The sequence below is a fragment of the Marinomonas fungiae genome (assembly GCF_001418205.1).
GTDB lineage: Bacteria > Pseudomonadota > Gammaproteobacteria > Pseudomonadales > Marinomonadaceae > Marinomonas > Marinomonas fungiae.
The window spans coordinates 32,826-46,195 of the sequence record NZ_LIQF01000007.1 but is presented as its reverse complement, the minus strand read 5'-3'; the positions used below and the strand labels follow the sequence as shown (position 1 = coordinate 46,195).

Genomic DNA, 13,370 nt, shown 5'->3' with positions numbered 1-13,370 from the left:
AAAGCCCACTTCGGTGGGCTTTCATCGATTTGTGCTCAGATGACTATTTATTGTCTAACGCTTTGATCAGCACAGAGGTGTCGCAGCGACCATATCCTTGCCCGACCAACGCCCGATAATCCTGATCAATTACTTCGGTATAAGGCAGTTTTAGTCCCATTTTCTGTGCTTGCTCAAGGGCAATCCCAAGATCCTTGCACATCCACTCAATGGCAAAACCAAAATCAAACTTATCTTGCGCCATGGTTTCGCCGCGATTCTCTAATTGCCATGAGCCAGCAGCGCCGTGTTTCAGCGTTTCAACTAGGGTCGGGATATCCAAGCCTGCTTTTTCAGCAAAACGAATACCTTCCGATAATCCCGTTAAGACGCCACCGACAAGAATTTGATTGACCATCTTAGCTAGCTGACCGGCCCCCACATCCCCCATACGCGTACAGGCTTTAGAGAAGCATTCCAGCACAGGCAACGCACGATCAATGGCATCTTGGTCACCACCAATCATCACCGTTAAAACGCCGTTCTCTGCGCCAGCTTGACCGCCAGATACCGGCGCATCGATAAAACAACAGCCCTTTGCTTGAGCCGCCAGCGCAAGCTCACGGGCAACCTCTGCGGACGCAGTGGTATGGTCCACAAATAAGGTACCCGGCTTGGCTCCGTGCAATGCACCCTGATCACTTAAATACAATTGGCGCAGATCATCGTCATTGCCTACACACGTCAGCACAATATCACTTTGCTGCGCCGCCTCTGCAGGAGTCTTAGACAAACGCCCTTGATAGTCTTGCAGCCATAATTGAGCTTTCTGGAGGGTACGGTTGTAAACAACCACTTCGTGGCCTGCCCGACTAACATGCCCTGCCATGGGGTAACCCATCGTTCCAAGCCCCAAAAAGCTAACTTTCATTCAACTCATCTCCCTTTTCACTTTTGTTTAACAAGGCCAGAACGCCTAACGCGCTATTAAATGCATAAAGCCTGCCGTAGCAAGCTTTATGCATCTCACGCCGCGCTTTATTTCAAAGCATTCAGACGTTTCGCAATGGCATCGATTTCTTCGCTCATTTTGCTCAAACGTCCAGAATCATCGGCATTACTGCTCGTTAAAGCTTGTAATCGTGACACAAACTCCGTTAGATCACTTGAGACCTTCTGTTGCTCATTGGCCGCAACCGAAATCTGCGTCGCTTGATCGGTAATTTGAGAGAAAGCACTGACCACATCTTGTAAATGGTTAGCCGTAGATTCAGCATTGCCAACTGCACTTTCCGTTTCTGACATGCCTGTCGACATTGAGGCTACGGATTCCTTAGAGGCGTCCTGTAGTCGGTTTAGCACGCGCTCAATCTCAACGGCTGAGCTTTCACTTTTAGCGGCCAGATTACGTACTTCATCGGCCACAACCGCAAAGCCACGGCCCGTTTCCCCCGCTCGCGCCGCTTCTATGGCGGCATTCAAAGCCAATAAGTTAGTTTGCTCGGCAATATCTCGAATCACACTTAACATGCTGTGGGCTTGACGACTGTCTTCGTCCAGCTTGAGAATATTCTGCTGCGCGCGTCCCATGGTCTTAGATAAGGTACGCATGGTGTCAATCACGCCCTTCATTTCTTTACCACTGGTACGCACTTCTTCGTGAATACGCTCAACAGTTGCTTTGGTTTCATTAGAGTACATGGCGACATCTGCAGAGGTCGCACCGAATTCTTCGGTCGCAGCCGCGAGGGTATGGTTTTCATCGCTTAGACTATTGGCTTTACTTAAGAACTCATTACTAAAGTCTTTTAACTTGCTTGCATCCCCGACTAGCTTCGCCGACTCTTGGTGAATACTGGCCAGCAACGATTTTAATTTACCACCGTAATCGTTAACGGATTGACGCAACTGACCGATTTCATCCTGTTTGAGAATCGCCAGCTCTTGTGACGTATTACCCGATACCAGACTGTTAATTTGTTCTGTGGTTTGATTTACACGGGCTAACAAGCCGCGGAAGAATAAGTAGGCCACAATGCTAACAACGATCAACAAGGCACCAAGTGAGAGCATTAGGAAGACACTCATACTGTTGGCAACATTGGTCATCACAGCTTTTGGCACCACTAAACCAATCGTCCATCCGGTACTGGGCACGGTGACCAGATCCACAAAAGCGGCTTGACCTAAGATACTATCCTGAGTAATCGCTAACATAACGCCAGTTTCTTTATTCAAGGCAGCATTCAATGCAGGTGCTAGCCATGGCAACTGCGTTGCCAGCTCCTTAGCGGTCACCATTGAGTTGTCTGCTTTCACAATTTTAGCGGTGTTAGCAGGAAAGCTTAACATTTGTCCCTGAGCGTCCAGAGCAAACACGTATCCGTGATTTTCCTCGCCATAAAGGCTCAAGCTCTTGGTAATACCATCCAACATCATATCGACCGTTGCGACACCCGCGAAGCGGCCTTGCTCCTTGATTGGCACAGTACAAGTCACCATGGGGACTTTTGACACTGGGTCAGTATAAGCCTCAGACCAACTACAACGCTCAATGGAAGCGTTACGGCCGACGGTATACCACCCCTCATTATGGTAGCCCGAGCCACTTGGATCGTTGTAATCATTGAGAAACTCTAGCCCTGAACCCGAGCGCGCCCAAAAAAAGCTATGACGATCAACACCCGCTTTAAAGGCTCCTGGTTCAGGCCAAATGCCCCCACCCGCAATACTTTTATCGCCGTGGTTATCAATCAGACGTGGGAGCACTTTTTTATAGAGAGCTTCATCTTCCGGCAACTCCGTCGCCGACAATGCCAAAGTGCTAGTAAGTAGCTGAACTTGATCAAGCTTAGCTTCCAACAACGACACCAAGCCCTGCTGGTTCACGTCAATTTGTGCTTGACGTTCCGTGATCAAGTCAGACTTAACCTTACCTTCCACAACCATGAAGACCACCGCAATGGCCAACACAAAAATAGCAATTAAACCCAAGAGGATTTTTTGTCGAATCATCAACACAGGCTTCATAGGCAACATATACTCCATGGTGGATTAATAGCTTGTTTTGGTGAAAATCTAAACTGTACGTTCAAGTCTTAGCACAGTTTGCAAAAAATGAGAATTGAAAATAGCGATATGAAACAAGATGCGTGCGTACGAGCACGGAGCGCTCGCCGCACGCTTTTACGCAGAGACGCCCAGAATGCTCTATGGCACCACTGCATAACCATTGATAAATCAAACATCTCAAAGTGTAGACGACCGTCAATGGCAATGCTGTAAAAATGGCCATCGGTCTTTTACAGCCCTGCTGCGACTCGCTATAGTTGTGAGGTTAAATTAATAGGAAGTCCTTATGTCTACCACTTCAGAGTTTCGTTTTACTTTTACGAGCCATGCTCAGCATACCGACCTTAGCTCGGCTCACCTCACCGCAGAGGATATGGGACTTCCAGCTGATATTAATATTGAATGCAAATTGCAGACCCTACGCGGGGGTAAGCAGCAAGGTTCTAAGCTCATTACCTTAACCGTGGGAGATAAGACCCTTAGAGTCGTACCAACACGTGCCATGGCCATTCTCGACGCAACCCGAGGCGAGCTGCGCTATGGTTGGGATTCTCCTGTCAAAGAAGTGGTGCACCCAAGCTTTATCAATCAGGAAGCCTCTGGTGGCTTAGGTTGGCTGGATGGCTTTAATGAAATGGTGGCGCGCTGTGGCTACCAGTGGGCAGGCCATCCTGGCGAAGACAATGGTGAAATGCTGACGCTGCACGGCCGCATCCAAAATACCCCCGCTGATGATGTGGTATTGATTGTTGAGCAAGAACCACCGTATCGCGTCACACTGAAAGGCCGTGTCGATGAGAAGCGTTTCAAGTTCACCAACTTTGAAGTGCACACCGAGCTGTCTTTAACACCGGATGAACCTTACATTCACATCAAAGATACGCTGCACAATCTGTCTAACTACGACAACACCTATCAGGCGATTTACCACAATAATTTTGGTAGCCCAATTCTGGAACAAGGAGCGACCTTACATGTGGCAGGCACGCAAGTATCGCCTTTTAACGAATACGCGATTCAAGGTCTGCATGAGTGGGATCAGATGCCTGCGCCAACAGAAGGCTTTGATGAAATGGTGTTTAATGTCTTGGCACTTGAAGACGAAGATGGCATGAGCCATGCCCTGATGAAGAACGCTACTGGTGATGCCGCCATTGAAGTGAGCTGGAGCAACAGCACCTTGCCAGTACTGACCATTTGGAAAAACACCGATACGGTTGAGCAAGGTTACGTGGTAGGAATTGAGCCAGGCACATCATTTGCCTACAACCGCAAACATCAGCGTGATCTCGGTTTGGTCCCCACAATCAAGGGCAAATCCAGCAAAACTTTCCATGTTCGCTTTGGCCTGCTAACTGACAATGAAGCAATCGACGCCAGCCAAGCGAAAATCGAAGCCATACAACGCACCCCCATGTTATTAAGTAATAACCCACTAGTGCAGCTGTAACCGCTTCGCTAATAAAACCGTGTAACGGCCACCGTTACACGGTTCCGCATTCAAACCACCAAATCCACGTGCTGTAGGGTATCGACGGTATTATCATCGCGCACATACAGGCCTGTTTCTCGGATCACGCCCGTTTGCTCACCTTTGTCGTTAAATAAGCTAAAGGGCGAGCTGGTTCGTTCCAACACGAAAGCGCTGATGCCCACATCTTTGAGCGACAGTAGCGTTTCATTGCCAGATTCGTCCCGTTGCACTAAAAGTAGCTCTTCCCAAATATGATCAAGACTGTCGATCAAGCCATCTTTGTTATCATCATATTTTGCTAGGTCAGCAAAACCACTACCTGATTTTGGACCAAACAGCTCATTACCATTGTCGATGGTGCCGTTTTTATTCTTATCCAAAGCGAGGAATGCAGAATCCCCCGTAGCAAAGGCCACTTGGTCTTCTTTACCATCTGCATCAATATCGAATGCCATACGCTGATTGGTCAGCTGCGCCGCATTACCATTGAGGTTGACGACTAAAGGGTCTACGGTTCGGCTCGATAAGGTCATCGTTCCCCAATATTCTTCGCTGCGCGTGCGCGACATATCTAGGCTAAGATCCACATCCAGCTGGCGGCCATCGTTCAGCGCCAACTTGCCTTGAATCGAGACTGAGCTGGATTCGCTCTCGGTGACCACTCGATACTCCTGAATCGCCTCGATCACTTGGCGTCCGGGCCGACCTCGTGCAGCGGGCTCGCTTGTTTCACCTTGTGCATCGGCTTTACCGGGGTCTTGTATCTCTCGTTCATCAAACACATCTATTTTGATGCCAAACATGCGCTCCAGCAGGGACACCAATTTAGAAAAACGGAACTCAACTTGTGAAAGGCTTTGCTCTTCATCGTCACCTTCTGCAACACCGGTTTTGGACTGAAAACGGACTTCTTGCAGTGCGCTGATACGCTCGCCCAACTCGGCCTGAGCGGTCATGGAAGGATTTCTCTGAGTCGCCTCTGCTGCGGTTTCAGATTCTATGCGTGTGCGCATCACACCACTGTAAGTACTGGTTTGCGATGCATAGCGCGATTGAAAGGATAATTGACTCTCTCGCATGAGGCGGCCTCCCTGAGTGTGTAAACTCGTCTTATCGGCCGCCCGCTTTGATTAATTAATATACAATCCGGTATAAAAGATATTCCAATTTAGTTATTTGTCGTGATCCTGTTGACCAACGCTATCACTTGGAACGAAACGAAGGAAAAGTCCTAACGCCACAAGCAAGAAAGCGGCACTAATGACAATCGCAACGGGGTAATACAGATTACCCGCCATATCGGCTTGACTGTATTTAATCACCATGATCAAGCCCTCTAAGGCCAAAGCAACACATACGGTGGTGATAAAACGTGGTAACGTACGACGCATCATCACAATCACGTCATGCTCGTTTTTATTGCCATACTCCTTATTAATTACCATCGCCAATTCAAATACCGCAATGGCAATGATATTGGAGTTAATCACTTGAATTAAGGTCTGAGTTAACGCCTGCCCTCCCCGAAAATCCGCCACTGCGGTGAATAAACTGCTACCACAGACCATCGCCGCGAGTACGAAAAACAGCAAAGCCAGAGCTTTGGCAAATAACTTTTGAATGGTTGCACTCATAATATTAGCTTCCTTGATGATAGTGTTCTTACCTTACGAAGAGGCATTTAGAGACGCCAGCATGAATGTAAAAATACCTGAACCCTTCCTTTCAAATGCCTGAACCCTTCCTTATAGTCACCATTACTTTGATCTTCTTTACAAAGGGCTGACCACTCTTTTACCAAAGCACTTGTCCCTGTATAAAACAAGAGATGCTCCAATAGAATGAGTAAGCAATTGAAACAATGCTTTAGTAACATGACACTCAACCGACATCTTTTTAAATTATGAAAAATACCGTCAGCATTCGTTCTTACACTAAGCGCACCGATACGCATATACACGCTTATCACCAACTGGTTTTACCAACGCAAGGAGCCATAGTGATTGAGATACCGGGCTTTAGCGGCAGTGTCTCCGTGGGTGAATGCGTAGTCATCAAACAAGGACAAGAGCATCGCTTTAAAGCCGATGAGGCCGCTCGATTTGTGGTCGTTGATATGAACACCCTACCCACCAACTTAGCGCAGGGATCGCAGCAGGTATTTGACATTAACCAGCCTCTACAAAGCTTTTTACTCTTTGTTGAAAAGCAGCTAGCGCATCAGGTTCATCCACAGATTGAGCAACTACTCTTTCAACTGTTTGAACAATTATTGACTGAGCAAACGTTGGGGCATCAAATCGATCCAAGGATTCGTCGGGCGCAAACCTACATTACGGAACATTTAGAGTCCCCGTTATGCATTCACACCTTGTCACAGCAAGCCCATTTAAGTGCTACGCAATTTAAAACGTTGTTCAAACGCTACGCGGGGGTAAGCCCCATGAATTACATCACTCAACTGAGAATGGAAAAAGCCAAAGCACTGCTCACCCATTCCGACTTACCTATTCAGCAGATAGCCGAACAAGTGGGCTACAGCGACTTATCCGCTTTTAGCCGACGCTTTCGCCAGCATTTTGGTTTGTCCCCAAGCAGGCTATCAGGGCGTCATTAAGTCCATCTAAATAAACCATAAAAGCGTCTTTTCAGCACAATATTTCAAAAAACATCTCGTATCATGATAGACACTAAGCAATAAGAGCGCAGATCATGACTACCGCGACAGCCAACACTGAAAATCCTCAAGCAGGTCACATTGCCATTCTACTCGCCTCTTTTTTATGGGGCAGCACGGGCACTGTCGCAAGCTTTGCTCACGATGTCAGCCCGTTAGCCATTGGCGCTTTTGCTATGGGCGTTGGCGGACTATTACAAGCGCTTGTAGCGCTAAAAAACCTACAACGAGATACCCGGAAACTATGGCGTTTAAAAGCGTATGTAGTGTTGGGAGCGCTGGGCATTGCGGTTTATCCATTGACCTTTTACAGCGCAATGCATCTGGCTGGGGTCGCCATTGGTACCGTCGTCACCATCGGTAGCGCGCCTTTTGCTAGTGCTCTGCTGGAGTGGCTAATCAGCAAAAAGAGTCCCTTCAACCGAATCTGGTTAATCAGCTTATTGCTTGGTTTACTGGGTATGCTACTGCTTGCGTTTTCTGGTGCAGCGCCCAGTCAATCGACGTCCGACCAGATGGGCGTCATGATCGGTATTCTACTGGGGCTTATTGCCGGAGCTTCCTATGCGCTATACGCGTGGACCGGTAAACGCATGATGGAAGAAGGCGTTCATTCAAAAGCCGCCATGAGCAGTATGTTTGTCGTCAGCGCTTTGATTCTATTGCCGTCATTAATCATCATAGGGGATCAACTATTTGCCAACCTGAATAACATCAGTGTTGCCTTGTACATGGCAGGAGTCCCTATGTTTCTTGGCTACGTATTATTTGGCTTTGGCTTAAAAACAACTCAAGCAAGTACCGCAACAGTATTAACCTTGTTTGAACCTGTGGTCGCCGCCATCTTTGCCGTCACTATTGTCGGAGAGCAACTTGGTGTATCTGGCTGGCTGGGGATGGCGTTCATTGGCGTATGTCTTTGGCTACAAACACGCACGTCTAAGCAAACCAGTCCAATTCCGGAGACGCCATAGTGGTTTGATCAAAGCCGCCGCGAAACTCAGGCAAACTGCATAGTTTCAACTGCCTCCCAGACGCGGCGAGCCATTCTTAGCATGTCAAAATGGTTCCTGTTTTATTGTTTCAAAATAAGAAACATAGCATTCAAATTAGACCGATTTATTCACTCAATCGATTGCTATAAAGTGCTTTTATTACGTTATGGAGGCTACTATGTCTGATTCACTTGTTATCCAAAAACCAGCTGTCGCATCTCGCTTAGTGTTGTTGTACCACGGTGTGGGCTCGCGTCCGGAAAGTATGATGACACTGGGACGCTGGCTCGCTGATAATTTGGATCGCACCATGGTCGTCGCGGTTGCTGCGCCATTTCGTTTTGACATAGGAGAAGGTTTACAGTGGTTTTCCATTAAAGGGGTGACCGAAGCAAACCGATTAGAACGTATCGAAGCGGTGATACCGCTGTTTGTTGAAAGTGTTCGCTCTTGGCAAAAAGAAGCCAACGTGGAGGCAGGTGACACCGCCATCATTGGTTTTTCTCAAGGCGCCATCATGTCACTGTCTTCAACCCAGCTGGTCGCTGAGCCTTTGGCCAAACAAGTGGTGTCTCTGTCTGGCCGCTTTGCCATCGCGCCACAGTACAAACCGCAGGGCACCAGCATTCACTTTCTGCATGGTAAAGCCGATCCCGTCATACCTGTGACCCACGCAGAGCAAGGTTACAGTTGGCTAGACGCCCTAGGTGCCAGCACCACACTGGACACCTTTAATGGCCTAGCACACAACATCAACCACGAAGAATCCGTGCGCTTGTTGGAAATTTTGAAGGGTTAAACCGGCTCGCCTGCTTCGTCTTCATCAATGATATCGGTTTCAGTCAAAGCATCCGCTAACCACTCTTGCATCGCGGGGTGGTTAAGCATGGTTTGTTGATACGCTTTGGCCGACTCAGATAGCTCGACGCCGTACGTCATAAAGCGAAATACCACTGGTGCAAAGAAAACGTCTGCCATACTGAATTCACCGAATAAGTAGTCGCCTTGTGACTCGTAGCGTAGGCGCTGCTCACCCCAGATGGCGTCAATGTTGGCGATGTCTTTAGCGATGGCGTCATTGATATCGACTCGACGACGGGCGCGACAGTTCATCGGCATGGCACTGCGCAAAGCAGTGTAACCACAATGCATTTCAGCTACCGTTGCGCGAGCCACTGCACGGGCTGCGCGATCTTCTGGCCAGCCTTTGCCCGTCAAGTAGGTTTCATTGATGTATTCCGCAATCGCTAACGAATCCCACACATTGATGTCACCATCCACCAACACAGGCACTTTTTTAACCGGCGAGTACATAGCGAGCTGCTGGTAAAAATCATCCGTAAACAGGGTGAGCTTCACTTCTTCAAACGGCACGTCGAAGGCTTTTAGCGCCAGCCAGCCGCGCAGTGACCAAGAGGAGTAGTTTTTGTTGGCAATGATCAGTTTCATGTAAGCAGTTCCTTAGCGAGTGGTTAGAAGTGCTTTCATTGTGCGCCCTTGATATTTATATGACTAGCGAATAGTTTTAATGGATTACTTTCGTTTTGCTAATGAATGGATGGTGCCATGGATATTGATGCGTTGCGTAGTTTTCTAGCCTTTGTCGATACGGGTAGCTTTACCCGTGCTGCCAAACAAACCTATCGTTCCCAAAGTGCCATCAGTATGCAGATGAAAAAGCTCGAAGAGGCCACGGGGCAATCACTGTTTACCAAGGAAGGACGAAATGTTGCCTTAACGGAGCGAGGGCAAGAGCTGGTGAGCTATGCTCGACGAATTCTTTCCTTGCACGACGAAGCCATGAGCCACTTTAAGCACACGGTACATCATCGACCGCTGGTATTAGGTTGCCCAGATGATTATGCGGAATCCGTGCTGCCGGATGTGGTCGCTTTAATGCGCGAGCATTTGCCCCAGCAAACCTTAACCATTATCTGCGATTGCAGCTCCCAGTTACGCCTTATGCTGGATCAAGGTAAGGTCGATGTGGCGATTTTAACGCGCGCCCCTCATGCGGAAGAAGGCTACCTACTGAAGCATGATAAAGGGGTCTGGGTGCATGGTGGGAAGAATCTGGAAAACGAGAGTTTGCCCTTAGTCCTGTATGAGCCGGATTGCAAATTCCACAGCGCGGCCATTGATGGCATGGAAAAACAAGGCCGCCCCTATACCTTAGTCGCCAGTTCGTCGAGTGCCACGGCAATTAAAAGTTTGTTACGCCGCGGCATTGGCATCAGCGCTATGGCGGTCTCCAGCGTGTCACCAGGATTAACCATTAGCCGCGACACCAGCCTGCCACCGTTGCCGGCAGTGGACATTGTATTGGCAGTTGCGCCGGTGCCACATCCCGCTTTTGGTAGTCATTTAGCGGCTAAAATCAGTCAAAGCTTCCAAGCAACCGCTTAGTCTTCGTTGTCTGAGATAGGTGTTTTTAAATAGCTTTTGATAAAGCGCCAAAACGCATTGGCCTCGGGACTCAAGGTCTGGTTTCTAAGACGAATCATAAACAAAGGAAACTGGCTATGGGAGCTGAAGTTTTCCACATCCATACGTACCAAGCGCCCCTCCTCTAGGGAGTCCTTAATCATGTAATGGGGCATACGCGCCCAGCCCATGCCCGCTTGCACTAAGGTTTTCTTTGCTTGGAAGTCGTTCACATGCCAGCGTCGCCCCGTTGGCAAGACAAAGCGATGCTCTTGTTCTTCCGCGGATCGACTGACTAAGATTTGCGGCAAAGAATACAGCGCTTGCTGCTTCACTTTTTGTGAGCCTGCCTGCAGTGTAGGCAGCAGATCGGGATGCACGACGCAGGTCATTTCCAACTTGCCCACCTCAACAAAAATATGCCGATCATCAAGGCCATAGCTGGGACCAATGGCAACGTCGGATTTCTCTTTGATCAAATGTTCCTGCACACCGTTTAAGTGATCGGTCGTCAGTTCAACCGCAATGTGCGGGTGTTCGGCATCAAATGCCTTAAGCAGCCCCACAATGTGTTCTGTCAAACTCATCTGACTGATGCATAAGCGCAGCGGCTGCTGTTCAGTTCCTTGAGCTAAGTGGTGCCCCAGGTGCTCTAATTGATTTACTTGTAGCAACAGCTTTTTACTCTGCTTAAAGAAAGCTTTGCCCTCAGCGGTGAGCGTTGGACGGTAGCTTTCGCGATCCAGTAGTACAATGCCATACTGCTCTTCCAAGGCTTTGACGGCAGCGCTGATACTCGGCTGGGTTTTATGAATCGCTTCGGCGGCAGCGCGAAAACTGCCCGTTTCCACCACCGCAATAAAAGCCCGTAATTGATCCAGCTTCATGATCACTTTTTCCTTTCGTAATAATCAAAAAATGAAATTATTTTTATTTCATTATTCTCGCTATGCTAATGCCAATCAAGTAATACCATTTCATAATCAAGGGGGACCATTGTGACAACCGCTTTAGTGGTGATGTGTATCGCTGGGCTTATCACCGGCTTTTCCAAATTTTCCATCGGTGGCATGGGACTGATTGTCCTACCCATCGTGATGATTGCCTTTCCTGGGCCTGAGGCGCTCGGTGTGCTGCTGCCCCTTTACGTGATCACTGATGTGATGGCGGTTTATAGTTACCGCAGACATATTTCATGGCCGGTGCTGGCACGTTTTCTACCACTTGCTTTCTTGGGTGTTTTTATTGGTGCGCATCTATTATCAGGCCTCGATGCCAGCCAGTTTGTGATCATGCTTGGCGTCATTATGATTGGCATGATTGCTCTAGGCGTGTATCTGGATACACAGCAGGCGACCTTTATGCAAAAGCCCATCACCGCCTATTCTATGGGGTTTGCTGGCGGTCTGGTGAGTATGGTCTCTAACGCTTCGGGGCCGTTAATTAGTTTATTCCTACTAGAACAAAAGCTTAGTAAAGACAGCTATGTCAGCACCCGTGCTTGGGCTTTCTTTCTTATTAACCTGGTTAAGCTACCCATGTACTTAAGCTTGGACCTACTGACGCCAGAAAGTCTGACGATGAGCGCTTATGCATTGCCTGGACTTTTGGTCGGTATATTGATCGGTTATCACTTTTTGAAACACGTGAAGCCAGCTCACTTTAAATGGCTCGTTCGTATCATCTCGACTATCGCTGCCATGAAGTTAATGTTGTTTTCCTAAAACATTGCCTCTAAAACTTTCTAGTCTAAAGATTCTATCAAGCATTACGGCATGTAAAGTCGTAATGCTTGCAAGGTTATCAAACTTCTTGATGCCCTCCACCGCGGCTACAAGCCCAGTGTTTAAACGAGTCGTTAGTCGTTATAAATCTAATAAAGCATTATCGAAATATATAAAATAACCTTATTTATCAAAATGTTAGAAAATAAAAATCCGTATTCAATCAAATTTACACTTGATGGTTTGTAAACGTAAATTTTCCCATCCTAGCTTTTCTGAACCTTAACATTCACCTGACACCCTCTTGGAAACAAATCCCCTATCTTGGATTGCGTGTTAGCGAACAACATCCTCGCTCAACACTCTGAAACCAAACTTAGGACGGAGGTCTTCATGAAATCAGATAAGCAATTTTCGAATCAGGGTAACTCACTAGGTCAAGCACGCTCAGCTTCTCAAGAGCAAATGAGCACGCCAGATTTCTTACTCAACAACCTCAGTGAACAGGGGTTTGACGCTGATTCCGTTGCACAAATTATGGACAGCTTACCACCAGGCCAAATCGTGCGTTACTTTGCACAGAATGGTTTAGACGCTCTTTTTCCAGAGCTAGAAGAAACACCAGCTGAAGATAGCTACGGGCAGGATGCCATTGCACTTGAGCTAGGTTCTGCTCTGGATGCGACCATTGAATCAGGCATGGAAAGCGACCTTTACTCGATTGAACTTGAAGAAGGCGTTAACTACTCATTTAACGTTACCAGCGACGAGCTTTCTTCTCCTTACCTAGTGCTTCGTGATAGCGATGGTGAGCGCATTTCGAGCGACTTCCAAGAAGGTGACGAAACCAGCGCCACCTTTAGCTTTACCGCACCACAATCAGGTACTTTTTACCTAGACCTTTCAGATCTTGATGATCAAGCATCCGGCACTTACAACATCAGCGTTGCAGAAGTCGAAGCGTCAACAGAAGACGGTTCCGACGCAGACGCTGGTGACGACACAACGACTGAAGACGGTTCTGA

The 13,370-nt window shown here is 47.9% G+C and carries 13 protein-coding genes; 7 read left to right on the top strand and 6 right to left on the bottom strand.

The window, feature by feature from the left end; all coding sequences use genetic code 11:
- Positions 1-43 precede the first annotated feature (43 nt).
- On the bottom strand, positions 44-910 hold the full coding sequence (locus ASC49_RS11615) for an NAD(P)-dependent oxidoreductase (protein ID WP_055463416.1): 867 nt from the start codon (positions 908-910) through the stop codon (positions 44-46).
- Between the two features lie 107 nt (positions 911-1,017).
- Positions 1,018-3,009, bottom strand: a complete 1,992-nt coding sequence (locus tag ASC49_RS11610; RefSeq protein ID WP_055463586.1) for a methyl-accepting chemotaxis protein — start codon at positions 3,007-3,009, stop codon at positions 1,018-1,020.
- A gap of 328 nt (positions 3,010-3,337) precedes the next feature.
- Between ASC49_RS11610 and ASC49_RS11605 the strand changes: the two genes are divergently transcribed.
- Positions 3,338-4,501 (top strand): aldose 1-epimerase family protein, encoded by a 1,164-nt coding sequence (locus ASC49_RS11605; protein ID WP_055463415.1) that lies wholly within the window; start codon positions 3,338-3,340, stop codon positions 4,499-4,501.
- A 50-nt stretch (positions 4,502-4,551) separates the two neighbouring features.
- Here the strand turns inward: ASC49_RS11605 and ASC49_RS11600 are convergent, their stop codons facing one another.
- Together ASC49_RS11600 and ASC49_RS11595 are read right to left on the bottom strand one after the other, a co-directional pair.
- On the bottom strand, positions 4,552-5,604 hold the full coding sequence (locus tag ASC49_RS11600; protein WP_055463414.1) for a hypothetical protein: 1,053 nt from the start codon (positions 5,602-5,604) through the stop codon (positions 4,552-4,554).
- A 93-nt stretch (positions 5,605-5,697) separates the two neighbouring features.
- Positions 5,698-6,159: a hypothetical protein gene (locus ASC49_RS11595; protein ID WP_055463413.1), complete on the bottom strand. Its 462-nt coding sequence runs from the start codon at positions 6,157-6,159 to the stop codon at positions 5,698-5,700.
- A 365-nt stretch (positions 6,160-6,524) separates the two neighbouring features.
- Between ASC49_RS11595 and ASC49_RS11590 the strand changes: the two genes are divergently transcribed.
- From ASC49_RS11590 to ypfH, 3 genes are all read left to right on the top strand, one after another.
- Positions 6,525-7,142, top strand: coding sequence for a helix-turn-helix domain-containing protein (locus ASC49_RS11590; protein WP_245624701.1), 618 nt, complete (start codon positions 6,525-6,527; stop codon positions 7,140-7,142).
- Between the two features lie 95 nt (positions 7,143-7,237).
- Positions 7,238-8,176, top strand: a complete 939-nt coding sequence (locus ASC49_RS11585; RefSeq protein ID WP_055463411.1) for a DMT family transporter — start codon at positions 7,238-7,240, stop codon at positions 8,174-8,176.
- Between the two features lie 199 nt (positions 8,177-8,375).
- Positions 8,376-8,996: an esterase gene (ypfH, locus tag ASC49_RS11580; protein ID WP_055463410.1), complete on the top strand. Its 621-nt coding sequence runs from the start codon at positions 8,376-8,378 to the stop codon at positions 8,994-8,996.
- Here ypfH and ASC49_RS11575 read toward each other — a convergent pair.
- A complete protein-coding gene (locus tag ASC49_RS11575; protein ID WP_055463409.1) occupies positions 8,993-9,646 on the bottom strand; it encodes a glutathione S-transferase family protein in 654 nt (217 codons plus the stop codon). The genes ypfH and ASC49_RS11575 overlap by 4 nt on opposite strands.
- Before the next feature lie 117 nt (positions 9,647-9,763).
- Between ASC49_RS11575 and ASC49_RS11570 the strand changes: the two genes are divergently transcribed.
- On the top strand, positions 9,764-10,603 hold the full coding sequence (locus tag ASC49_RS11570; RefSeq protein ID WP_055463585.1) for a LysR family transcriptional regulator: 840 nt from the start codon (positions 9,764-9,766) through the stop codon (positions 10,601-10,603).
- Here the strand turns inward: ASC49_RS11570 and ASC49_RS11565 are convergent.
- The gene (locus ASC49_RS11565) at positions 10,600-11,508 is read right to left on the bottom strand and encodes a LysR family transcriptional regulator (protein WP_055463408.1); all 909 of its coding nucleotides are present in this window, start codon (positions 11,506-11,508) and stop codon (positions 10,600-10,602) included. The two genes, ASC49_RS11570 and ASC49_RS11565, sit on opposite strands and share 4 nt — an antisense overlap.
- Positions 11,509-11,619: 111 nt before the next feature.
- On the opposite strand from ASC49_RS11565, the gene ASC49_RS11560 reads away from it, so the two are divergent.
- Together ASC49_RS11560 and ASC49_RS19890 are read left to right on the top strand one after the other, a co-directional pair.
- The gene (locus ASC49_RS11560; protein WP_055463407.1) at positions 11,620-12,345 is read left to right on the top strand and encodes a sulfite exporter TauE/SafE family protein; all 726 of its coding nucleotides are present in this window, start codon (positions 11,620-11,622) and stop codon (positions 12,343-12,345) included.
- Between the two features lie 393 nt (positions 12,346-12,738).
- A partial coding sequence (locus tag ASC49_RS19890; RefSeq protein ID WP_211262057.1) for a PPC domain-containing protein occupies positions 12,739-13,370 on the top strand: 632 nt, incomplete at its 3' end.